Annotated in this window: 18 protein-coding genes; 14 read left to right on the forward strand and 4 right to left on the reverse strand. The window is 60.6% G+C overall.

Going from position 1 to position 22,673, the window contains the following annotated elements; translation table 11 throughout:
* Positions 1-5: 5 nt before the first annotated feature.
* Positions 6-1,019 (reverse strand): FhaA domain-containing protein, encoded by a 1,014-nt coding sequence (locus tag DWZ52_RS06390; RefSeq protein WP_118385151.1) that lies wholly within the window; start codon positions 1,017-1,019, stop codon positions 6-8.
* On the reverse strand, positions 1,016-2,869 hold the full coding sequence (locus DWZ52_RS06395; protein WP_118385152.1) for a serine/threonine-protein kinase: 1,854 nt from the start codon (positions 2,867-2,869) through the stop codon (positions 1,016-1,018). The genes DWZ52_RS06390 and DWZ52_RS06395 overlap by 4 nt, the downstream gene beginning before the upstream one ends.
* A gap of 437 nt (positions 2,870-3,306) precedes the next feature.
* Here DWZ52_RS06395 and DWZ52_RS06400 point away from each other — a divergent pair, with 437 nt between their 5' ends.
* The 6 genes from DWZ52_RS06400 (at position 3,307) to DWZ52_RS06425 (ending at position 9,170) form a co-directional block, all read left to right on the forward strand.
* A complete protein-coding gene (locus DWZ52_RS06400) occupies positions 3,307-5,445 on the forward strand; it encodes a LuxR C-terminal-related transcriptional regulator (RefSeq protein WP_158572420.1) in 2,139 nt (712 codons plus the stop codon).
* Positions 5,446-5,554: 109 nt separating this feature from the next.
* A complete protein-coding gene (locus DWZ52_RS09855) occupies positions 5,555-6,067 on the forward strand; it encodes a hypothetical protein (RefSeq protein WP_117778762.1) in 513 nt (170 codons plus the stop codon).
* Between the two features lie 94 nt (positions 6,068-6,161).
* Complete coding sequence (locus DWZ52_RS06410) at positions 6,162-7,028, forward strand: hypothetical protein (protein WP_117640709.1); 867 nt, start codon at positions 6,162-6,164, stop codon at positions 7,026-7,028.
* A 38-nt stretch (positions 7,029-7,066) separates the two neighbouring features.
* A complete protein-coding gene (locus DWZ52_RS06415; protein WP_147325193.1) occupies positions 7,067-7,864 on the forward strand; it encodes a hypothetical protein in 798 nt (265 codons plus the stop codon).
* Positions 7,861-8,505, forward strand: coding sequence for an ABC transporter ATP-binding protein (locus tag DWZ52_RS06420; protein WP_117640711.1), 645 nt, complete (start codon positions 7,861-7,863; stop codon positions 8,503-8,505). Before DWZ52_RS06415 ends, DWZ52_RS06420 begins: the two co-directional genes overlap by 4 nt.
* 5 nt (positions 8,506-8,510) lie before the next feature.
* Positions 8,511-9,170 carry a DUF5028 domain-containing protein gene (locus DWZ52_RS06425; protein WP_117640712.1) on the forward strand — a complete coding sequence of 220 codons (660 nt, stop codon included), beginning with the start codon at positions 8,511-8,513 and terminating at the stop codon, positions 9,168-9,170.
* A 105-nt stretch (positions 9,171-9,275) separates the two neighbouring features.
* On the opposite strand, the gene DWZ52_RS06430 is transcribed toward DWZ52_RS06425, so the two are convergent.
* Positions 9,276-9,992, reverse strand: a complete 717-nt coding sequence (locus DWZ52_RS06430) for a hypothetical protein (protein ID WP_147325194.1) — start codon at positions 9,990-9,992, stop codon at positions 9,276-9,278.
* A 115-nt stretch (positions 9,993-10,107) separates the two neighbouring features.
* Here DWZ52_RS06430 and dnaX point away from each other — a divergent pair, with 115 nt between their 5' ends.
* Positions 10,108-12,597, forward strand: coding sequence for a DNA polymerase III subunit gamma/tau (dnaX, locus tag DWZ52_RS06435; RefSeq protein ID WP_158549375.1), 2,490 nt, complete (start codon positions 10,108-10,110; stop codon positions 12,595-12,597).
* 54 nt (positions 12,598-12,651) lie between these two features.
* Positions 12,652-12,912 (forward strand): hypothetical protein, encoded by a 261-nt coding sequence (locus DWZ52_RS06440; RefSeq protein ID WP_117638144.1) that lies wholly within the window; start codon positions 12,652-12,654, stop codon positions 12,910-12,912.
* A gap of 22 nt (positions 12,913-12,934) precedes the next feature.
* On the opposite strand, the gene DWZ52_RS06445 is transcribed toward DWZ52_RS06440, so the two are convergent.
* Positions 12,935-13,402 (reverse strand): hypothetical protein, encoded by a 468-nt coding sequence (locus DWZ52_RS06445; RefSeq protein ID WP_089573258.1) that lies wholly within the window; start codon positions 13,400-13,402, stop codon positions 12,935-12,937.
* 339 nt (positions 13,403-13,741) lie between these two features.
* On the opposite strand from DWZ52_RS06445, the gene DWZ52_RS06450 reads away from it, so the two are divergent.
* From DWZ52_RS06450 to nifJ, 6 genes are all read left to right on the forward strand, one after another.
* Positions 13,742-14,062 carry a YbaB/EbfC family nucleoid-associated protein gene (locus DWZ52_RS06450; protein WP_006235174.1) on the forward strand — a complete coding sequence of 107 codons (321 nt, stop codon included), beginning with the start codon at positions 13,742-13,744 and terminating at the stop codon, positions 14,060-14,062.
* Positions 14,063-14,075: 13 nt separating this feature from the next.
* Positions 14,076-14,672, forward strand: a complete 597-nt coding sequence (recR, locus tag DWZ52_RS06455) for a recombination mediator RecR (protein ID WP_118385154.1) — start codon at positions 14,076-14,078, stop codon at positions 14,670-14,672.
* Between the two features lie 245 nt (positions 14,673-14,917).
* Positions 14,918-15,823 carry a hypothetical protein gene (locus DWZ52_RS06460; RefSeq protein WP_118385155.1) on the forward strand — a complete coding sequence of 302 codons (906 nt, stop codon included), beginning with the start codon at positions 14,918-14,920 and terminating at the stop codon, positions 15,821-15,823.
* Positions 15,820-17,664 (forward strand): hypothetical protein, encoded by a 1,845-nt coding sequence (locus tag DWZ52_RS06465; protein WP_118385156.1) that lies wholly within the window; start codon positions 15,820-15,822, stop codon positions 17,662-17,664. Before DWZ52_RS06460 ends, DWZ52_RS06465 begins: the two co-directional genes overlap by 4 nt.
* 3 nt (positions 17,665-17,667) lie before the next feature.
* A complete protein-coding gene (locus tag DWZ52_RS06470; protein WP_118385157.1) occupies positions 17,668-18,606 on the forward strand; it encodes an FHA domain-containing protein in 939 nt (312 codons plus the stop codon).
* 448 nt (positions 18,607-19,054) lie between these two features.
* Entirely contained in the window at positions 19,055-22,594 is a 3,540-nt protein-coding gene (nifJ, locus tag DWZ52_RS06475; protein WP_118385158.1) for a pyruvate:ferredoxin (flavodoxin) oxidoreductase, read from the forward strand.
* Positions 22,595-22,673: the final 79 nt, after the last annotated feature.

Here is a 22,673-nt window from a genome sequence, read left to right on the forward strand (position 1 = left end):
AGCGACTATCCCCTAAATTCAAAGGTGCTCAGGCCAAATGTCAGCAGATCGCCGTTGCGCAGCGGGCAGCGCGTAATGCGGCGGTTGTTGACGAGTGTGCCGTTGGTGGAATTGAGGTCCTCGATCGACCAATCCGAGCCCGTAAAGGTGAGCTGGGCGTGGCGGCGCGACACGTTGGGGTCGCGCAGGGCAATGTCGGAAACTGAGCGCTCGCGACCGATGGTCACCTGTGCGGAGGTGATGCTATGGCTCTCGCCGCTCACGACGTCGACGAGCTGGGCGAGCGGGCGCTGCGGGGCGCGAGTGCTCGCCATGTTGGAGGCGATGCCGGCTGCGGCGCCTAGGCCCACGGCGGCACCGGTCGCGGCGGCTCCGCCCATGCCGGCAAGCGCGTCGCGCGAGATGGTCTGCGGCACCGGGATGGGTGCGGCGGCGGGGTCGGGGACGCTAGGCGCGAAGGGGTCTGCCGTGGCAAGCGGGTCAGGAGTGGCGGCGCGAGGCGTCGGCTGCTGCTGGGGCATGGCGGCGGGGCGCTGCTGCTGCGGGGCAGCAAACTGCTGCTGGCCGGCGCGCGGGGCGCTGGCGGCACGGCTTACCGCGGAGTTGTTCTGGCCCAGGCCGTTTTGATAGGCGCGCTCTTCTTCGTACAGGCGGCCGAGCGTGGGGGCATCGACGTTCTCGGCAAAGACCGAGAACTTGCCGGCGCGCAGCTGCGGATCGATCATAAAGCGCACGAGGGGCTCGCCGACAAAGACATAGCGGCGCTTTTCGGCCTGCGCCTTCACAAACTCGCGGACCTCGCGCGAAAGCTCGGGGTAGAACGGGGCGAGCATGGGATCGTCGTCGGCGGCGATCAGGATGGTATAGAGTGCCGGCGCCGTGTTGACGCCGTTAATCACCAGAGTCTGATCCTCCATGTCGCGAGCGGCCTGCTTGGCAAGCTTCTTAAAGGAGAACGGGGCACGGGTGGCACCGAAGATGCCGGCCACGTGGTCCTCGAAGATGTTCAGGAAGTTCACGAAAGATCACTCTCCGTATAGGTTCTTTGGTATCCGAGCAAATATAGGCATATCCCAACGATTATAGAGGATAGGGTTCCCGCAACTGCCGCCTTGGCGGCGACCGCGGCTGCAAGGCTGGCAATTTCCATATGGTGTGCAAGACAGGATGCCGCTGCGCAGCCGATGCCGGTGACAGCGATGGCGGCGATGGCGGCAAGGTTTGAGCCCTGGTCAGCACGCTTGGCATGGGCATTGAGCAGCGCAGATGACGCCGCGGCAGTTGTCGCGACCAGCACAAAGGCAGCCCAAAGGAGCGGGTCTTCCAGCGCTGCGGCAACGTTACCGAGCCCCAGCACGCCTCCGGCTGAAAGCGCGACCGTGGCCAGACGGGCAAAAAGCACGCCCATGCCCGTTGCCGCGGCGGCGCTTGCCGGGCCGAGCCAAAATGACGCGACGCCGGCGGCGACCCCAGCTGCCAGGAAGGTATTGCCAGTCAGACAGCCGAGCGCGAGTGCACAGGTGAGCGCGGCGCTCGCGGCAGCCTCGGTGCGACCCCAGGCGATCCACCAACCGGACATGGCAGCGGCAAAGATCACCGCGACGGGCAACATCGACAGGATGCCCTGCGCCTGCATGGTGGCGTTTGCCATGAGCACCAAAAAGCCCACGGCCGAGATGGCCGAGCCAATCTGCGGTGCCAAGCCGGCTGCCGCGCCAATAGCGATAGCCGCGACGACCAACCCGGGAAGCGCCGCGACCCCGGCCGTTTGCATCAGCAAAAAGCTAAAGGTGCCACACGTTAGCGCCGAGATAGCGCGCATGGTGTAGTCGCGCGCATGGCTCCAGCGCGTGCCCGCCCAGCCGAGTGCGGGGTCGACCTCGATGGCGTCGTCCTCGTAGTGCGACGGCTCGATATCGTTGAGCTCCTGCTCGTCATCCGAAAGCTCGCTAACCATTTGCTCCAGACTGCGACGGCCCTCACGCACGCTGCCCAGACCGGCAAGGAGTTGGTCGCAAAATGCCTCGATGCTGTTGGGGCGGTCCTGCGGCATGGGGGAGAGCGCGCTCATGAGCGCGGCCTCGGCTCCCGGGGGAAAGTGTGGTATCAGCTCGCTGGGATAGGTGGCGCCGCCGATGATGCGGTCGAGCGAGTCGGCGGGCGTGGCCGCTATAAAGGGAGCGCTGCCGCACAAGCCCTCATAGATAACGCAGGCAAGGGCAAAGACATCGGCGCGTTCGTCGACCGTGCCGGTCTCGATATCGAGCTGCTCGGGCGGCATGTAGCCGATGGTGCCGCCGCGCGAGCCGCCAAAGCCACCGGCGGACGACAGTCGCGCCATGCCAAAGTCGGTGAGCTTTACATTGCCCGAGTGGTCGATGAGCACGTTGGCGGGCTTAATGTCCAGGTGGAGTACGCCATTGCTGTGGGCGAAGGTGAGCGCCTGACCCAGGGCATCGGCAATGGCTGCGGCCTCGTCAAAGGTGAGCGAGTGGCCGTCCACGCGATGCAAAAACTCGGCCAACGACATACCGTCGACATACTCCATGACCAAGTAGGCATAGGCGGTGTCGTGCGTAAAGTCGATGACCTGCACGATATTGGGATGTTGAAGCATGGCGGCAGTGTGCGCCTCGCGCAGGACATCCATGATGTCGCTGGCGGGCATGCCGGCGCCGTTGATAAGGGGGATGCGCTTAATGGCGACGCGGCGGCGCAGGTGCGTGTCGCGGCAAATCTCGATGGAGCCAAAACCGCCGGTCGCAAGTGTCTCGAGCGGCTGGTACCGCTTGAGCAGCTCGCGAGAGCTGGTGCCCTCCAAAGGAACGTCCGGCGAGAACCGGGCGGTATGTTGCGAGAAAAGCGGCATGGCCAATCCTCGTGCGTTTAAAGTTCGTTTGCGAGCGGCGGGCGCGGGGCCGAGCCGTTCGCGGTGGCATAGATGCTGCTAGTGTAGCACGCTCGGGCAGATGGCGAGGAAACGGGGATGAGGTGGTCCGATCGATTCGGGCCGTTTCGGCTCGTTCGGAAAGCGCACCCCAGTTTTCAGCCAAATAATGGGATGCGCCTTCCAAATGGGGTGGGCTGCGGAAACTGCATCCCAGAATATTGCCCTGGAACGGGATGCGCTTTCCGAACCGGCGTCTAAAAGGAAACCGCATCCCGCTTTGATGTGGGGACTGCGAACAAAAGCCGGACCGTGATCTGGCGCGGATTGGAGTTCGCCTGAATCATTGATGCTGGCTGGTGTGAGAACAGAGATAAACGAGCGGCTCGAGCGATATAATGACACGCTATGGAGGCCATATGCTTTTTTCCCGCCGTTCTGCTACGTCTGCCTGCGCCATTGCGCTTGTCGTAATGGCGGTCACCCCTTATCACCGGTTTTCATCTTCAATCGGCCTGGCGTCAGGTGCAATGACCTGGCTCGTTATCCTGGGCGCATGCCTCGCGGCGTTTGGTCACGGTGTTGCGCTCCGCAAGGGGAGAGAAATAAGGCGGCCGGGGTTCCTTGGCGCCTTCGGTATTTTCCTTGCTGCTATTGCAACGGTTCCCGAATGGGCCGACCTGGCCTTCTATGCTCGCGGAGATTCTATTCCATTCGTGTTTGCGCCTATCTGGCTGTTGCGCGGCGTTTCATGCGCCTCGTGCTTTGCTGGGTCGTTGCTCCTCTCATATGTAATTTGGGATACGGCGGGCTCTCCTTTGACGCGGGGGGCGACGCGGGCTGACGAAAGAGAAACTCGTCATCCGCAGGACGCGATTTTTACAGAAACAATAGCCGTCATGTCTTGTCTGCTGTTCTGCTGTCGAGTTTCATGGAGAGTCATCCCTGAGCCATGGGGAGCACTCTCTGTTTCGGCCGCGTCAATTGGTCTTGTGCTTTTAATTCCGTTGGTCTATCTCGTATTGGTTGCGGTCCCGCTGTTTTGCTGTTTCAGCGCCTTTGGTCGGGGACAGAGCGACGTGTTTGCCCGTTCTGCGCTCGTGGCAGTCCCTATTGGCCTTGTTCCGGCTGTTGAGGCGGCATACTTTGCAAGCGATGACGCGATCATTGCATTGCTTGCGATGGGGTCCGCTATCGCTGCTGCCTTCGTATGCATGTTGCTAAAGAGAAAACGGGACAACAATTCGGATATCGCCTGCGTGTCCGACCCATTCGATGCGGGGGTGTTTTCCCCTGGCCTGTCGCCTAGAGAAGAGCAGTTTGTTCGACTGCTGCTCAAAGGGAAAACGCCGGCGGAAATTGCCAAGGAGACGGATACGAAGTCATCGACGGTGCGAACAACGCTTCACCGAGCATACGGGAAGGCGTCGGTTGCGGGCTCACGCGAGCTCGTGGCGTTGTTTGTGGACGAGGGTGATGCTGTAGGGCCCGAGCTGTCGCGGCGGCATGCTGACGATATGTTGGCATCAGCTCGGACGCGCCGGCTGTTTCGATACCTGCTCACATTATTTTTTATCCTCCTTGCGGCGGGCCCCTTGGTAATGGCGGATAGTTATTGGGGATCCGGTGTTTCATGGGCTGTTACCTTTTCTCTCTCAAGCTATGCATTGGGTCTCGGACTGCTTCTGTCGCTGCACTACGCGGGTGAAAAACTGAATCGTGAAGCTGCACTGACTAGAACGGATGGGGCGATTGGGCTCGGAAGCCCGTGCGTGTGGGCGATACTGTCTGCCGTGGAATGGTCTTTTGTCTATATCGCGGCATGGAGGTGCGTACGCGATCCGTTGATGGCTGTGCCGGTCCTGTTTTGCGGCATGACGTCTATGGCTTCGCTCGCTGTTGGGCTGTGTTCATTTAAGGCGCGTGGCCGTACTCGGGCTATCGTGCCGTTGGCGTTAATAGGTGTATCCGCTTTAATCTATGCAGCCACTAGGGGGCGAATCCATGGACTTGCGGTGCTGACGGGGATACTGTTCACATATATAGTGCTGCGTAGCTGTCCGCAGCGCAAAATGCTCGGGGTATGGATGCTTTGCTTTGGGGCGACGGCTCCTGTTTGGGTTGTCTTGCTCAACATGGCGCAGGATCTGATGGTTTTCGAGCCGTTGTTCCTTACTTCGTTGCTGGGGCAAAGTTCGGCTGTCAATGTCGTCGTGGCAACGGTGATCGTCTGCTGGTCTGCGCCCATGTTCGTCACGCACATCGCGCTCACCCGCTCGGTTGAGAACGAGAAGGCCGTCTTGGAGTACCGCGCGAACGGGCTTACCGAAGCAGCTCGCGTGCGCCAGCTTGCCCTGCTTGCGTCGCGCTCCCTTTCTGATGTTCAGTCGCAAATTTTGCTGATGACGGCAGAAGGCGCAACGACAAAGACCATTGCGGAGGATGTCGGTTACGCTGCATCTACGGTGCAAGCACTGCGGTCTGCATCTTACCGCCAGTTGAAGATCAAGAATAAAGCGGAGCTTGTTTCATTGTTATCGCAGGTAGATAACGTGTAAACGCCTGAGCGATCAACTCAATAGCGGGTGTTTACAGACATCTTTCTCTATTCATGCAAAGGTTGCCGTGCGTCGACGCATTGTTAACCGCTTTTGATTGGAGAAGGCCATGATTAAGCCAAGGAGCGCTATTGCTCGAATCGGAGTCGGCTTGGCGATTGTTGCGGGCTTGTCGATGGGTGCACCTGCCGCATCATTTGCTCAAGAGGAGTTTGACACTTCCCAGGTTTCTAGCATTTCGCAGAGCGCGGATGCCGGAATTGCCACATGCAAGAACAACGAAGATAGAGATTTCGCTTTTCAATGTTCTGGCACGAGCGCAACCGGCTATCGCCAGAAAGAAGATTCATCTTCAGTCTACATTTGGATCAAAGGCTATTCAGGAAAGCCGTTACGTTTGTACGTGGACGGTGCCTATGACAATAGAGGAACGGGCAATTTGAATTGCACGCAGGGCGTGTATCGCTCCAACCATGAGCGTGAATGGGAGATATACAATCTCGTCCGTGAGAATAAACGCAGCTATGCTCGTCTGACTGCATGGGCCGAGTCCGGATACGGCACGGTCTATGGAAAGTGGAGCCCCGATTGCTTCGGCCATTTTAACAAACTTCCCTCCTAGCCAATCCGCAGCTTCTTGTTGTGATTAGGGCCGGGCCGAGTGTTGCTACTCGGCCCGGCCGAAGGGAGGGTGATGTCGCTTGAATAGAAATCTAATGCGGCACGAGTTGTCCAAGATATTTGGCAATCCTATATTTGCGTTGACCCTTATGGTTGCAACTGCAATTTCGATGGCGGCTGCCATTGAGGCATGGTGGACGCTCGAGACTGAGCGCAAGCAGCTGTTATCGCTTGGCTATGGCGTTGGTTTGCAAGCCCAGGCATACCTCGGCCAAACGCGTGAAAGTAGCTTTGGTAACTGGATCGTTGTGAGTGCAAATGCACCGCTATCGGCATCAGTGTTTTTCTATGCGCTGCCGTTGCTTGCCATGCTGGCCGGGTCGTGGTCATGCCTGTCCGAGCGTTTGAGCGGTTACGAGGCGCAGATCTGCACACGTGTTTCTAGAAATGCATACGTGAACGTGAAGATGCTGTCTGCTTTCCTCTCTGCGTTTGCGGTCACGGCTATTCCGCTACTCGTGAACTTCCTGATTGTCTCAATGCTATTTCCCGCGTATCTCCCCCGGGTCGACGAATCGACTTACGTCGGGCTCTATCTGCATAGCTATTTTTCTGGCCTGTTTTATTCCCGGCCTCTGTTGTACGTGCTGGTTTATACACTGTTCGATGCGGTGACGCTGGGGGCTCTATCCATGGCCGTGACCGGTCTGTCGGTTGTGTTTCGCAGCAGAATCAAGGCGATGGTCGTTCCATATCTGATTATGGTTGCATGGCACTTTGTTAACGACTGGATTTTTAGCGTCCTTTCATGCGTCGGCTTTAACTGCAACATTCTTAACAGCATCAGGTCGGAATCACTAAATAACTGGCCCGACATTCGAGCAGGGTTTGCAGAAATCATTTTGCTGTTCGTCTTTTCTTTGATTTTCGCGAGATTCTTAAAAAGACGCGAGGTGGTCTGATGCTGTTTAGGCTGGTCGCCGCGGACCTGAGGACCGTTTTGAAGAAGAACATCCTTACTTTTATTGCGATTGCGGCAGTGACCGTTGCGAACTTGGTGTACGCCTACGGCTTGTCTTCTGTGTATGGGGTTCGGACGAATGCCTTGGGGTTTGCTGATAATCTCGCGCTCGTGTTTGCCGGATCCGCTCCGTTTGAGCCTAGGCCCGGGCTCATGTTTGTGCCTCCGTTAGGATGGCTATTTGTCATTCTGCTTATTCTCTATACAACACTCGATTATCCGACCGAATCGTTGCACGGGTTTGGTTTGCAAGCGCTTGTTCGATGCCGGTCAAGAACCCTTTGGTGGGTCTCGCGTTTTATCTTGGTGGCGGCGGTAACGGCATTTTCGCTGCTCGTGGTGGTTTGCTCTGTTGTGATTTGGAGCTTGATGGTGAGCGCCTCGTTCAGCGCGGTCATTCATGGTGAGTCGCTTCAGCTGGCTAATTTGGCGCCGTGGTTTCTCAAAGCTGGCGAGGCGGATGCGCTGCCGTTTTTCACAGGTCTCTTTTTTGCTTTCGAGGCGCTTGCGTTTGCGCAGGCAGTGATTGGCTTTGTACTTGGGCCGTCGGTCTCGTTTGTGGTTTTAATGAGCTACCTGATCTGCTCGGCATATGCACGGCATTGGGCGCTATTGGGTAACGCCTTGATGCTGTTGCGCTGGGGCGGAATTGTCAAAGATGGAATCGCGGCGGGCTCGAGTGGCTTGTTTTCAATTGTGATTATGTCGTTATGCCTATCGTTGGGTGGACTGTGGTTTCGAAGGGCCGACCTTATAGAAAAGGGGGACAAGATATGAGCGTGATCGTTAGGGACGTATCGAAGCGCATAGGGAAAAACGATGTTCTGCGCAACGTGTCCATCGAGGTTGACCCTGGGACTGTGGTCGGTCTTCAGGGGATAAACGGTTCGGGTAAGACCATGCTTATGCGAGCGGTCTGCGGATTGATCAAGCCTACCGAAGGCGAAATCTCTATCGATGGCCAAAGGCTTGGGGCGGACATCTCTTTCCCGCCGAGTCTGGGGATGTTGATCGAGGCGCCTTCCTTTTTGGGCTATCTGTCTGGTTACGACAATCTGGAGCTCATTGCTCAGATCAAGGGCGTTGCAACCCGCGAGGACATTCGCTCTGCCCTGCGGCTCGTGGGGCTCGATGCAGACGAAAAAAAGAAGTTCCGAGCATACTCGCTTGGGATGAAGCAGCGTCTGGGGATAGCTGCGGCAATTATGGAAAAGCCGAAGCTGCTTGTTCTCGATGAGCCAACAAATGCCCTCGACGAAGCGGGCGTGGAAATGCTCAAGCGCGTTGTGGCGATGGCGGCATCAACGGGTCGCGAGGTTATTCTGTCCAGCCATGACGGAGAGGTGCTCGAGGAGCTGGCCGATCGGGTTTACTGCATGCGCGACGGTGCCGTTGTGAAAGTTCGGGAAAGGTCGTGAGCGCGATGAAGAAGACCCTGTGGACAAGAAGGTCGGCGCTTGCGCTTTTCGGCTGTGCTGTTACTGGCCTTGCGGGCATGAGGGCGAGCGTCGTTAACGGGAACCGGACGGTCATTCCTGAGAAATATTATGCGGAGGGCGAATGGCTCTCGATGGATGGGGCGTTTCTGGGGTCGAAGGATGTGGCGACTGACGGGTATTCGTTTTGCATAGACGGGGCAGAGCTGCTCACGCCGCGCGAGTATCTCAAGCGTGCGCATGATGATTATTCAAAATATGGCATCGTGGATACGAAAACGAAATTGAAGGACGCCGACATCACGTGTGTTATCGCCGTAAAGATGCGTGTCAGGAATAAGGACAATGTCGAAGGCGGAATCAAAACGTATGTTTGGCATTTGGTGCCGGAGTCTGCGCCAAACTATGACTTTGTGGTCAATACCGATCTGATAACGCAGGCAATGCCGGCTCTGGGCGGTTCTGCTGCGTTTGCTGTACAGGTTGGGGCGGAGAACGAGTTGCTTGTCCCATTCATGATGCAAAACACCAACGACTATTTCGAAGGTTACGAGACCGTCCGTTTTGAGAAGGCTTTTCCTGGGACTTATACGATGAAGATGACCGATCTGCCAGAGAGAAGGCTCTTAAGGTTTGAAGTGAAGTAGCTCGAGAGTTAGGCAAAATGGGTCCATCGGCGGTACCCGCGCCCGATTTCAGGCGCTCCGACTCGGAATCGGGCGCGGGACGAGGCACCTTCGGTGTCGGCCGGATTACCGCTTCTTCTTGTTCTTCTTCTGCTTGCGCTGCTTGCCCTTGTTGCCCTGGGGCTTGTCGGCCTGTTTTGCTTCGGCAGCGGCCTTTTCTGCCTTCATCTTCTTGCGTTTGGTCTCGATGCGGAGTTTTTTGTTGATGCGCGCCTTAAGGAAGGCGCCAAACTGCTCGGCATCGCCGCGAACAAAGGTGTCCTTAGGGATCGCCACGCCCTGGTCGGCGAACATGGCAACAAAGATGCGCTCGCCGTCGAGCACGTGGTCGAGCTTTTCAAACGGGAAGAACTGCGACTTGCCGCTCTTGCCCCAGACCATCAGACCGTCCTCGTTGGCGGCGACGCGGCGGTAGCGGCCACCCATGGACTCGTCGGCCTCAACGGCATCGATAAAGTCGCGGGCGAGGGTGTGGTGCAGGTTTTTGCTCCACCAGGCCAAAAAGGCGCCGAATACGATCAGGACGACGCCAAACTTGATCCAGTTACCGCCGGCCAACAGCATGCCAATACCGAGCAGCGCGGCAATTGCCGCGGCGACATACAGCGAGCCGCGACGCCTGGGCGAGGCGACCAGGCGGGCGAAGTCGGTGACCAGATCGTTTTCGTACTGATACTCGTTGAGGTACAGGATGCCGTCATCGGCTGCTGCCTGCGCCTCGAGCGCGACCTCGACCTGGTCGGCTGCTTCGGAGGGAACGAGGTTGCTCTCTGCGTCTGCCATGCTCTTTGGACTCCTATCGCGGCGGGCTCGCCGTACGGGTTATTATGGATGCAGTATGCCGTGCGACCGCATGGCCGCCGCGGCAACAGGACTCAGTATACCCGGGGGAGCACCCATGGAATCGTTGTACCGAAAGTATCGCCCGCTCACCTTTGACTCCGTGGTGGGCCAGCAGCATATCGTCTCGACGCTCGAGCACGCCATCACCGAGGGGCGCCTGTCCCACGCCTACCTGTTCTGCGGACCGCGCGGCACGGGCAAGACCACCATGGCGCGCATTCTGGCCAAGGCGCTGCTGTGCCGCAATGCCGAGGCGGCGCGCGCCGAGGGTGCAAGCGGCTGCATGCCCGACGGTACTTGCGAGGAGTGCGAGCTCATTGCCGAGGGTAACCACCCCGATGTCTACGAGCTCGATGCCGCCTCCCGCACGGGCGTGGACAATGTGCGCGAGGAAATCATCAACTCCGTCAACTTTGCCCCGGTACGCGGCAAGTACAAGATCTATATCATCGACGAGGTCCACATGCTCACGACGGCGGCGTTCAACGCGCTGCTCAAGACGCTCGAGGAGCCGCCGGCGCACGTGATCTTTGTGCTGTGCACCACCGACCCGCAAAAGATTCTGGAGACCATCCTCTCGCGCTGCCAGCGCTTCGATTTCCACCGCATCGGCAACGAGGATATCGAGCGTCGCCTGGCATACGTGTGCGAGCAGGAGGGCTTCGATTACGACGACGAGGCGCTCGCCATCGTGGCGCGCCATGCCAAGGGCGGCATGCGCGACGCGCTCTCCACGCTGGAGCAGCTGAGCGTTTTTGGCAACGGTTCTGTGCATGCGGACGATGCCCGCTCGCTTTTAGGCGAGGTTTCGGACCAGATTCTGGGCGAGTTTTCCCGCGCCATTGCCGATCGCGATGTTGCCGAGCTCTATGGACTGATCCGTGCGCAGGTCGAGGAAGGAAACGACCTGCTGGAGCTGACGCGCGACCTGGTAGCGCATGTGCGTGACGTGTACGTTGCCTGCGTTGCCGGTGCCCGTGCCGAGCTGTTTGAGGGCGGCTCCGAGCAGGCCGAGGCGCTTGCTGCCGAGGCCGCTGCCTTTGGCGAGCATCCTGCCGACCGCCTGGCCCGCGTGCTGACGGTGCTCGACGATGCCGCACTGGAGATGAGGGGCGCGAGCGACGTGCGCCTGGTGCTCGAGATTGCCTGTACGCGTCTGGCACGTCCCGAGGCTGATTTAACGATTGAAGCATTGGCCGAGCGCGTGGCTCGCTTGGAGGCCATGGTTGCCAACGGCGCCGTGCCGGCGAGCGTGGCTGCTGCTCAGGCCGCTGCGCCTGCAGCATCCGTACCCGCTGCTGCCCAACAGCCGACGCTCATTTCGGGCGCTCGTGCTGCCGCTCCGGCGGCATCCGCTGCCCCCGCTGCTACGTCCGCGCGCCAGGGCGGTATGCCTTGGGACCGTGGTGCTGCTGTTCCGGCTGCCCAGCCTGCGTCCCGTTCTGCGTCCGTGTCAGCTTCCAAGCCTGCAGCGCCTGCACCTCAGCCTGCGCCAACTCCGACGCCTCAGCCCGTTGCGGCCCCCGCGCCTGCCACCGCTCCGGCACCTAAGCCCCAGTCCAACAATGCCGCCCAGGTTGCCGCCGCCGGTACTGCCGAGACGCCCGCGGTCGATGATGCCGGAGAGCTGCAGCGCAAATGGGCCGAGGTTGTCGAGCGTGTCAAGGCGCGTCAGGCTTCCTACGCAGGGCTTTTGCTCAACGCCCGCGCCACGGCCGACGACGGCTCCAAGCTCACGGTCTCGTTCCCCGCGGGTTCGACTTTTGCCATTAAGATGCTCGGTCGCGCCGATACGCAGTCGGTGGTCCTGCCGACGGTCTGCGCGGTCTTCGGTCGTCGTACCGTCGACTATGTCCTGGGTGGGGGTGGCACGCCGGCTCCTCAACATGAGGAGCATTCTCCATCTGCACGGGCTGCGGCATCTGCGGACCCGCAACCCGTGTCCTCGGCGGCCCCTGTATCCTCGAGCGCCAGCGCGCCGCAGCAGCAAGCGGCGCCGGTAGCGGCATCGACCCCGTCGGCGCCTAAGCCCGCGGCACCCAAACCGGCTGCTCCGACACCCGCGCCCAAGCCCGTCTCGCCCGCGCCCAAGTCGTCTGACCTGGGCAAAGCCCCCTGGCTACGCTCCGACAACCCCGCCGGCGCTCCTGCCACGGGTAAGCTCCCGACCGAGCCCGCACCCCGTGCGCCCGAGCGCTCGGCTGCCCCGAAGGCTCAGCCTGTCGCGCAGTCCGCGCCGTGGGAATCCGAGCAGGTGCCCTACGACGACGCCATGGTCGGCGGCTTCGCTGGCGATGCGAGCGGGGACGATCTGCCTCCGTTCGACGTGCCGGGTGCGACGCCCGCGCCCAAGCCCGCTGCGGAGGCACCCGCGGCCCCCGCAAGCGACGACGCCCCCGCGGCTCCCTGGGAGTCCAACCCCGGTGCGGGCAGCCCCTTCGGCCATCAGGGCGCAGCCCCGAGCATCCCGCAGACCGAGGACGAGGCCAAAGACCTCATCCGCAGCGTCTTCGGTCAGGCCACCATCTTCAAGCCGGTGGAGTAGCTGCGCAGGCGGGTATACTGCTCAAGAAGAGAACCCTTTGAACGGAGCGAGCTTATGATGTGGGAATATGTCCGCCTCGAGGACGATACGCAGGTTTCGTATTCCGAAGTCCGGGAGGACAACACGGTGAAGGTTGTTGTGGAGCGCCCGCGCGATTGGGGTTTTGACACGGCGGAGTGTATCTTGCCGGCATTCAATTGGGTGTCACACGAGGGCTTTAGCGAAGCGAACCTCAAAGAACTCGATGATTTCGTGCGCAACAATGCCCCGCTCATCCTGCGTTTTGCCTACGAAGGCGGACGAGTCTATGCCTAGTCTCTTCCGACTCGGCCATATATCACTTTCTTTTGTCCGGGCGCATCTGTATTTCGGACATGTGTAGTGTGGTGCCGCGTATATCGCATTCGAGCAGACAAGCGCGTGACGGTCGGCCTAGGATGCTGAGGTCGATACGATACGTCGCATGGCCGTCCGTGTACTCGACTTGCTCGGCGTTGACGGTTGCTCCGATTGTAAATAAAGAGCCCAGTTCGGCATCGACAATCTTGGAGTCCTTTATCTTGACCTTGAACTCTTGGTAGAGGGACGGGCTGTTGTAGTAAATGGTTCGGGTTCCGTCGGTGCATTCATCGGTCGTCTCCCATTTGACGACGGGCTGGTCCGAGCTGGCTATCAGCAGTTCTGCTCCAAAAGCTATGGCATGGGTGATGACAACCAGCAATGCCCAGCCGACAAAGAGATAGAGAACCACATATGCAACGGGGTGTTTTGAGCGGATGTTTTGGAGCGCGTCGGGGGCATTCATGGGGCACCTCCAAATTGCAATCTATGACAATCAAATTATACCCTGCCGCCATGTGCTCCGCCTCGAGCAGCGGTTTGGCATTTAGCTATTTAGTGGCACACATGAAATGCCGGATTCGGCTCTACTAGATTGAGTATGCGATATTATGCAACCTTGCATAATTCGGCCTTGCATAATCTTTGCGCGTGGTTTGTATTGGAGGACATGTATATCGACTGAGGTAACACGTCCGCCCCGCTCGCTGGCCTCGCGCCGTGGTACGATTTTTGAGTTTGAAAGTCCCGCCGTGCTCCGGCTGCCCTTGCAGCTCGGCGTGCGGCCGCACGTAAAGGAGCCATCATGGCCGGTATGAACATGCAGCAGATGATGAAGCAAGCTCGCAAGATGCAGGAGCAGCTTGCCGCCGCGCAGGAGAACCTCAAGTCCCAGACCGTCGACGCCTCTGCCGGCGGCGGCATGGTCAAGGTGACCGTTAACGGCGAGATGGAACTCGTCAACCTCACCATCGATCCCGATGCGCTCGATCCCGAGGACGTCGACATGCTGCAGGACATGATTATGGCTGCCGTCAACGAGGCCGTTCGCGGCGTCAACGAGCTCGCCAACAAGCAGATGGGCGCCATCACCGGCGGCCTCAACATCCCGGGCATGCCGTTCTAAGACGCGCATATATATGAGTGCTAACCATAGCCTGCAGAAATTGCTCGATGAGCTGGGTCGCCTGCCGGGCATTGGTCCCAAGTCGGCTCAGCGCATCGCCTATTACCTGTTGGAGGCTGACGCCGAGGAGGCGCGCCGCCTGGCCGAGGCCATCCTGGAGGTTAAGCAGGAGGTTCACTTTTGCAGCCGTTGCTTTAACTACGCCACGGCCGACGAGTGCTCCATCTGCCAGGACCCGATGCGCGATACCACTCGCATTTGCGTGGTGGGCGAGCCGCGCGACGTCCAGGCAATCGAGCGCACGGGCAGCTACCATGGCCTGTACCATGTGCTGGGCGGCGTGATCAGTCCCATGGACAAGATCGGTCCCGAGCAGCTGCATATCCGCGAGCTGCTGGCGCGCTTGGGCCACGAGGACATCCACGAGGTCATCATCGCCACCAACCCCAATATTGAGGGCGAGACCACGGCGAGCTACCTGGCTCGCACTATCAAGCCGCTGGGCGTTGAGGTGTCGCGTCTGGCGAGCGGCCTGCCTGTGGGCGGCGACCTGGAGTATGCCGACGAGCTTACGCTTGGGCGCGCCATCGAGGCCCGTCGCACGATTTAGGTGGCGAGCCTGCTCCTGCCGTATGTTTTCCTCGCGACGCACGGGGTAGTCATAATTTCCCCGTGCGACTGTAAGTTTGTTGTGCAACAAAGATGCTTTGTATCCGCTTATCGCATGGATGCTTCCGCTCGCATCCTTAATTTGCCCATTCGTTGCGCAACCTTTTGGGTTCGCTGATACACTCAAATATGGATTCGAATGAATGTGCCGCTCCCGAGCGGCGTGTTTTTGTTGGAGGAGAACGCATGCGGCCCGGTGGCACTCAGACAAAGCGCGGCGCCGCGGTGCGCATGCGACGCCGACTGGGCTTGGCGCCTCGGGCGTACGCGCTGCTGTCGTGCTCGCTGGTGCTGGTCATAGCTGGCGTTTCTGCCTATGGCATGACCGTGCCGTCCATGATGCAGGCACATGCCGCACGCGAACCGCGCGTGGGGCATGAGGTCAAAAGTGACCTGGGCACCACGACTGGATATGCTTGGGCAAGTGTGGTCACGCATATTGTGTTTGGCACTGACGACGCGGACGGCGCCGAGGCCCCGGACAACGAAGTCACGCTTGCCAATGGCAAAACCATCGTGCTCACCAACACCAAGATCATCGATCGGTTGTCCAACAATAGCGTGGCGGCAACGGTGAATAAGGTCGAGCAGCAAAAGGAGCAGGACGCCCAGCAGTCCGGAAAGCCCGGTAGCTCGGATACTTCTGGCTCCGGCTCGGATTCGTCGAGTTCGGGCGGCGGCTCTGGGTCGGGTTCCTCTGCCGGAGGGTCTGGAAACGGCGGCTCGACGGGCGGCAACACTGACAACGATGCAAACTCCGGTGGCCTTTCCGCTGCTGAGGAAGAGAACATTCACAGTTGGCTTGTGACCAAGTACAACATGCTCGACGGCTATGTTTCTCGTGCCAATGACGTGGTTTCGACCTATAACTCTACGGGAGATCCCAGGCCGTGCGACAGCCTGGTCGGGGAGATGTTTGTCATTCGAGCCGAGTTCGGTCGTCAGACATTCTCGCCCCGGTCAAAGTGGTATCAGCAGTATGCCAATCTGTGGGGCTGTTACACCAACCTATGTCAATGGGTCGGCCATTACGGCGATGATGACGTCGCGCTCGGTAACTTCAACAATAGCGTGGCGGCGCTTGCCCTATGATGACCGATCTTGTATCCACCACACCACAATCGCTCGGTCGCGATCCCATGGTCGGCCTGCGCCTGGCGCGTGTCGACGGGTTTGAGCCGGCCATTGCGCTCGGTCAGGACGAACTGCCTGCCTATCTGCGTCGTTTTACGATACTGTTTGCCGACGATGCCACCATGCGACGTGGCGGTATCGGCTGCGTGACGCGTGCCGTCAACGCCCAAGGCGAGGCCGTAGCACTCAAACAGCTCATCTTGTCGACGCGCGATGAGTTTGACGACGATGCCGCCCATGAGGCGCTGGTCGCCAAGTTCAAAGCGGCATTTCGCGAGGAATATGAATGCCATCGCGCCCTTTCGGGCCTTAAGGGCTTTCCCCGCCTCTATGGCTGGGGCGAGGTTGACGGTGTGCCTGCAATTGTCATGGAATGGGTCGAGGGCGAGACGCTCGCCCGCTTGCGCTCGCGCTTTGCCGTGGACGATGCCGGCCGCCTATCGCCGCTTGTGGCGGCGCGCTTGGGGCGCGACCTGTTCGACCTGCTCTGCCGCATGAGCCTGGTGGGGGAGGGCTTTGTCCATCGCGATATCTCGCCCGCTAATATTATGGTGCGTACGGCGCGTCTACCGCTTGACCGGCAGCTTGCCGAGGGCACCTTTGACCTGTGCCTGATCGACTTTGGCTCGTCGCTGGCGCTCGAGCCTGCGTCGGCCGTGGCCGGTACCGGCGGCAAGGCATCCTTTACCGAGCGCTATGCCACGCTGCGTCGCGCGACGGTGGCCTACGCTCCGCCCGAGATGCTCACCGACGATATTCCCGACCTGCGCGCTTTGCGTATGTCGCCGGCGATTGACGTCTATGCCGCGGCAAGCACGGTTTACGAGCTCATTGCCGGCGTCGCGCCATACGAAGCCGCGCCGAGCACTTCGGGCACCTCGGGTTCGCGCAAAAAGACGCGCGACATCGCCAGCCCCTACCGTCTCAAGATGGACACGCGGCCCGACTATCCCGTTGGTGCCCATGCGCCCGGTTGCGATTTGACTCAGCTGCTTCGTCGTGAGCCCGATGTCGCGCTCGCCGCGGCCGAGCAGGCCCAGCAGCTAGGGCTTGAGCCGGATTCCGAAGAGCTACGCGATGCGCTGGCGTTTGTCGATGCCCAGCTGTTCGACGTGGTGATGACCTGTCTGTCCAGCCATCAAAAAGATCGTCCCGAGCCGGCGGCGGTCGAGGCGGCGCTCTCGGCGTTTTGTGACCACTATGCGCAAAATGTCGGTCGTTCGCTCCGCGGCGAGCCGCTCACGCCGTGCCCTATGGATGCGTCCGGCCGCGCGGTTCGTCGCGCGCTGATGGTCGGCGCGGCGGTCGTCTGCGGCGTGGTTTGGGCTGTGGTCGTGGTTTCGGCCGCGCTGCTGGCGTCGGGCGCTCGCGTGACGGCGACTTTGGGATCGCTCGTGTGGTCTGGGCCGCTACCGGGTATTATTGCCGCACTGGCGTTGGCGCTGCCAGGCATAGCCGGCGTTGCCGCGGGGGCACTTGCGCGCGATCGGCGCACGGGCTTCCTGCAGGGTGTGCTTGCGCTTTCTGCCTGCGAGGTTCCGGTGCTGGTTGTGGCTGCATGTAGCGTATTTTCCCAACGCGCCGTGATGGGCGGCCTTGTTGCCGCTCTGGTTGCAACCTATACGCTTACGTGGTTTTTGCTTGCGATGGGCTTTGCCTTTGAACTTCCCGTTTCGGCACCGCGACGCACAAAAGCCCAGATGGCGACTCCACTTGCCGGCGGAGCCGCAGCTGCCCGTACTTTTGGCGGACCTGTCGAAGTATCGTCCGATTCTATTTCTACGACCAAGGAGGCCTAGGTCATGGCATCTCAAGTTGAGCTCACCCCATGCGGGGCCATGTTTGACATCTTTAAGCGCGCGGCGCATCTGAGCCATATCGAGCTGTGCGGCTTGGTGCTTTCGTCCCGTCCGCTCGCCGACGGCCGCAGCCCGCAGAGCCGGGCCGCTGATCGCTCTTGGGTTTCCCGCTTTATCGTTCGCGCGCCGGTCGGCACGCTTCAGCAGCGCTACTTTGCCGAATACGGTACCTCGGCTGCGCGTATTATGTCGCAACTGGCCCTGCGCCAGCGAAATCCCATGGACTCCACGGCTGTGATCAATATGGTGTGCGGTCCTGCAGGTGAACCGATGGTACGCGCGCTCGAAGAGTGCCACCAGGACACGAATCTCTATCGCAACGCGCTCGATCGCCTGTCCCAGGCGGCGGAACTCATGCCCGCCGAGCGCGCCGAGGCCGTGCTGGTGCTGTTTGTCGCCGTCGGTTGTTCGGCGGATGTGCGGTCCTCGGTGAACTATGCCATCGACTACGCGCACGCGACCTGTGGCGGAGGCACATCCACGCTGCGTTCGCTTGGCATGTCGATGACCGCGGGCGAACGCGAACCCGCCCCGGCGCACCCCTTGGGCTTGCTGCGCGTACAAAACAGTTTTGTCGTGAGCGCCCCGCGCTGGATTCAGCCGAGTGAGCAGGGTGTTGAGATTGGCGCGCTGGCCACTGGTGAGGGCGATATTACCGACGTCGGCGACGATGTCTCGGCCCGCCATGCCCATATCTGGTGCGATGCTCAAAATATTTGGCACGTCGAGGACTTGTCGTCCACCAACGGAACCGTGGTGGTAAACGGGGCCACGCGCGTCTGCATTCAGGTCGAGCCCGGTCGTTCCGCCCAACTCAATCCCGGCGACGAGCTCAAGCTCGGCGAATCCACTACCTACGCCATCCTCTTCGGTGCCCTCTAGCCGGCAGATAGGGACGTTCCTTTTCTGCCGGCACGTGGGGACACTCCTTGGCGCGCCAGGGCCAGTCGCCCGGGGATGGAGGGACCATTTTGGCCCTTGGCAGTCACCCAAGGTAAACCTTTACCGCCCGCCTATATTTGCCGAAATTACACTTGAAGGCGGGGTACAATAAACCCGCATGCGGATTTCCGTTGCGGGCGCTTCCCATCGCCGGGGCGTGCCCGGGAGCATCCGGCATGCGGCCTTTGCGGCGCTCGGTCATGTGCAAGACGGGCGGTCGGGTCTGTGGGGCGCAAGCGCTCCTCGCCTCGGCATGCCTTCTCTCCACGCCATGTACCTGCTGCTGAGCCTGCCTGCCAGATGATTGGAAGCAACAGCGAAAATCCCATCACGCCAACATCCCGGCGATCGCCGGGGCCTGTATACCTATATGAGAGGAGAGGGGTATATGGCGCGTAAGTTTAAGTCTATGGACGGCAACGAGGCGGCCGCATATGTTTCGTATGCGTACACCGAGGTAGCGGGAATCTATCCCATTACGCCGTCCAGCCCTATGGCCGACCATGTCGACCAGTGGGCGGCCCAGGGTCGCAAGAACATCTTCGGCACCCCGGTCAAGGTCGTCGAGATGGAGTCCGAGGCAGGTGCAGTCGGTACCGTTCACGGTTCGCTGGGCGCCGGTGCTCTGACCACCACCTACACGGCTTCTCAGGGCCTGCTCCTGATGATCCCGAACATGTACAAGATCGCGGGCGAGCAGCTCCCGGGCGTTTTCCACGTTTCCGCGCGTTGCGTCGCTTCCCACGCCCTGAACATCTTTGGTGATCACTCCGACGTCATGGCCTGTCGCCAGACCGGCTTCGCCATGCTCGCCGAGGGCAACGTCCAGGAGGTCATGGACCTCTCGCCGGTGGCTCACCTTGCCGCCATCGAGGGTAAGACCCCGTTCCTTAACTTCTTCGACGGCTTCCGCACCAGCCACGAGATCCAGAAGGTCGCCATGTGGGACTACAAGGATCTGGCCGAGATGTGCGACATGGACGCCGTCCAGGCTTTCCGCGACCACGCGCTCAACCCTGAGCATCCGCACACCCGCGGCAGCCACGAGAACGGCGATATCTTCTTCCAGAACCGTGAGGCCTGCAACAAGGTCTACGACGAGCTTCCCGCCGTCGTCGAGGGCTACATGAAGAAGATCAACGAGAAGCTCGGCACCGATTACGGCCTGTTCAACTACTACGGCGCTCCCGATGCCGATCGCGTCGTCGTGTGCATGGGTTCCTTCTGCGACGTGCTCGAGGAAGTCATCGACTATCTCAACGCTCACGGCGAGAAGGTCGGCCTGGTCAAGGTTCGTCTGTTCCGTCCGTTCTCCATCAAGCACTTCGTCGACGTTCTCCCCGAGACCGTCCAGAAGATCGCCGTCATGGACCGTACCAAGGAGCCGGGTTCCATCGGCGAGCCGCTCTACCAGGACGTCGTCTCCGCTCTCTACGAGGCTGGCAAGACGGGCATCAAGGTTGTCGGCGGCCGTTATGGCCTGGGCAGCAAGGACACGCCTCCCGCGTCCGCGTTCGCTGTCTTCGAGGAGCTCAAGAAGGACGAGCCCAAGCGCGAGTTCACCATCGGCATTGTCGATGACGTAACCAACCTGAGCCTGCCCGAGGCCGAGGATGCGCCCAACACCGCAGCCCCCGGCACCATCGAGTGCAAGTTCTGGGGTCTGGGTGGCGACGGTACCGTCGGCGCCAACAAGAACTCGATCAAGATTATCGGCGACCACACCGACAAGTACGTCCAGGCCTACTTCCAGTACGACTCCAAGAAGACCGGCGGCGTCACCGTCTCGCACCTGCGCTTTGGTGATTCCCCGATCCGTTCGCCGTACTACGTGACCAAGGCCGACTTTGTCGCCTGCCATAACCCCAGCTACATCGTTAAGGGCTTCAAGATGGTCCGCGACGTCAAGCCGGGCGGCACCTTCCTGGTCAACTGCCAGTGGAGCGACGAGGAGTTCGCCGAGCGCATGCCCGCCGTGGCCAAGCGCTACATCGCGAACAACAACGTCAACGTCTACCTGATCGACGCTATCGACCTGGCGGCCAAGGTCGGCATGGGCAAGCGCACCAACACGGTGCTCCAGTCCGCCTTCTTCGCGTTGGCCAAGGTCCTGCCCGCCGAGGACGCCCTGCAGTACATGAAGGACGCGGCTACCAAGTCCTACATGAAGAAGGGCCAGGCTATCGTCGACGCCAACCACAAGGCCATCGATGCCGGCGCTACCGCCTTCCGTAAGTTCGAGGTTCCGGCCGACTGGGCTACCGCCGAGGATGCCGCTCCCGTCGAGCTTTCCGAGGAGACCAAGTCCGCTATCGCCCAGCAGGTCAAGAACCTGCTCGAGCCCATCGATCGCATGGACGGCGACAGCCTGCCTGTTTCCGCCTTCGTCGATTGCGCCGACGGCCAGTTTGAGCTGGGCGCCTCCGCATACGAGAAGCGCGGCGTCGCCGTGGTCGTTCCCCACTGGGACGAGACCAAGTGCATCCAGTGCAACCAGTGCGCCTACGTGTGCCCGCATGCCACCATCCGTCCGTTCGCGATGACCGAGGACGAGGCTGCCGCCGCGCCCGAGGCTACCCGCACGCTCGACGCCATGGGCCCCAAGGCCAAGGGCATGAAGTTCACCATGGCTGTGTCCCCGCTCGACTGCATGGGTTGCACCAACTGCGTCAAGGTTTGCCCCAAGGGCGCCCTCGAGATGGTTCCCACCGAGCAGGAGATGGACCAGCAGCCCGTTTGGGACTACATGGTCGAGAACGTCTCCGAGAAGAAGGAGCTCATCGCGGCCAACGTCAAGGGCAGCCAGTTTAAGCAGCCCTACCTGGAGTTCTCCGGCTCCTGCGCCGGCTGCGCCGAGACCGCCTATGCACGTCTGGTGACCCAGGTCGCCGGCGACCGCATGTTCATTTCCAACGCCACCGGCTGCTCCTCCATTTGGGGCAACCCCGCTGCCACCGCTCCTTACTGCAAGGACAAGGACGGTCACGGCCCGGCGTGGAACAACTCCCTGTTCGAGGACAATGCCGAGCACGGTCTGGGCATGGCCGTTGGCTATGAGGCCGTTCAGCACAAGCTGATCGCCGCTACCCAGGACATCATCGCTGCCGATGGTCCGTCCGATGAGCTCAAGGCCGCCGGCCAGGCTTGGATCGACTCCGTCAACGACGCCGAGGCCTCCAAGACCGCTGCCGCTGCCTACGTTGCCGAGCTCGAGAAGTGCGGCTGCGACGCTTCCAAGGCAATCCTCGCCGACAAGGCTTACCTCACCAAGAAGTCCTTCTGGATCTTCGGCGGCGACGGCTGGGCCTACGACATCGGCTTCGGTGGCCTGGACCACGTCCTGGCTTCCGGCCACAACGTCAACGTCTTCGTCTTCGACACCGAGGTCTACTCCAACACCGGCGGTCAGGCCTCCAAGGCCTCGAACCTGGGCCAGGTCGCCCAGTTCGCCGCTGCCGGTAAGGTGACCAAGAAGAAGTCCCTGGCCGAGATCGCCATGAGCTACGGCTACGTCTACGTGGCGCAGGTCGCCATGGGCGCCAACCCGGCTCAGACCCTCAAGGCCATTCACGAGGCCGAGGCCTACGACGGCCCGTCCCTCATCATCGGCTACAGCCCTTGCGAGATGCACTCCATCAAGAAGGGTGGCATGCAGAACTGCCAGGCCGAGATGAAGAAGGCTGTCGAGTGCGGTTACTGGAACCTCTTCCGCTTCAACCCCGAGGCTGCTGCCGGCAAGAAGTTCTCGCTCGATTCCAAGGAGCCCGCGGGTGGTTATCAGGAGTTCCTGATGAACGAGGCCCGTTACGCTTCGCTGACGCGTTCCTTCCCCGAGCGCGCCGAGGAGCTCTTCAAGGAGAACGAGCAGGCCGCTATGGACCGCTATCAGCACCTGCTGAAGCTCAAGACGGTGTACAACGAGGCCTAAGTCTCCCACCGCAGGACCTGAGGGCTGACCTTCGCGGACGTCCTCGGACATGAAAGAACCCCCGCTGCGCACTGAACTG

It is taken from the genome of Collinsella sp. AF33-16 (genome assembly GCF_003475325.1).
Taxonomy (GTDB): domain Bacteria; phylum Actinomycetota; class Coriobacteriia; order Coriobacteriales; family Coriobacteriaceae; genus Collinsella.

Excerpts from the sequence above, each read along its gene's own strand:
- DWZ52_RS06395 (WP_118385152.1), bottom strand. The coding sequence starts at position 2,869 with ATGCCGCTTTTCTCGCAACATACCGCCCGGTTCTCGCCGGACGTTCCT.
- DWZ52_RS06460 (WP_118385155.1), top strand. The coding sequence starts at position 14,918 with ATGCGGCCCGGTGGCACTCAGACAAAGCGCGGCGCCGCGGTGCGCATG.
- DWZ52_RS06445 (WP_089573258.1), bottom strand. The coding sequence starts at position 13,402 with ATGAATGCCCCCGACGCGCTCCAAAACATCCGCTCAAAACACCCCGTT.
- DWZ52_RS06400 (WP_158572420.1), top strand. The coding sequence starts at position 3,307 with ATGCTTTTTTCCCGCCGTTCTGCTACGTCTGCCTGCGCCATTGCGCTT.
- DWZ52_RS06425 (WP_117640712.1), top strand. The coding sequence starts at position 8,511 with ATGAAGAAGACCCTGTGGACAAGAAGGTCGGCGCTTGCGCTTTTCGGC.
- dnaX (WP_158549375.1), top strand. The coding sequence starts at position 10,108 with ATGGAATCGTTGTACCGAAAGTATCGCCCGCTCACCTTTGACTCCGTG.
- DWZ52_RS06430 (WP_147325194.1), bottom strand. The coding sequence starts at position 9,992 with ATGGCAGACGCAGAGAGCAACCTCGTTCCCTCCGAAGCAGCCGACCAG.
- DWZ52_RS06470 (WP_118385157.1), top strand. The coding sequence starts at position 17,668 with ATGGCATCTCAAGTTGAGCTCACCCCATGCGGGGCCATGTTTGACATC.
- DWZ52_RS09855 (WP_117778762.1), top strand. The coding sequence starts at position 5,555 with ATGATTAAGCCAAGGAGCGCTATTGCTCGAATCGGAGTCGGCTTGGCG.
- DWZ52_RS06440 (WP_117638144.1), top strand. The coding sequence starts at position 12,652 with ATGATGTGGGAATATGTCCGCCTCGAGGACGATACGCAGGTTTCGTAT.
- DWZ52_RS06410 (WP_117640709.1), top strand. The coding sequence starts at position 6,162 with ATGCGGCACGAGTTGTCCAAGATATTTGGCAATCCTATATTTGCGTTG.
- DWZ52_RS06450 (WP_006235174.1), top strand. The coding sequence starts at position 13,742 with ATGGCCGGTATGAACATGCAGCAGATGATGAAGCAAGCTCGCAAGATG.
- nifJ (WP_118385158.1), top strand. The coding sequence starts at position 19,055 with ATGGCGCGTAAGTTTAAGTCTATGGACGGCAACGAGGCGGCCGCATAT.
- DWZ52_RS06465 (WP_118385156.1), top strand. The coding sequence starts at position 15,820 with ATGATGACCGATCTTGTATCCACCACACCACAATCGCTCGGTCGCGAT.
- DWZ52_RS06420 (WP_117640711.1), top strand. The coding sequence starts at position 7,861 with ATGAGCGTGATCGTTAGGGACGTATCGAAGCGCATAGGGAAAAACGAT.
- recR (WP_118385154.1), top strand. The coding sequence starts at position 14,076 with ATGAGTGCTAACCATAGCCTGCAGAAATTGCTCGATGAGCTGGGTCGC.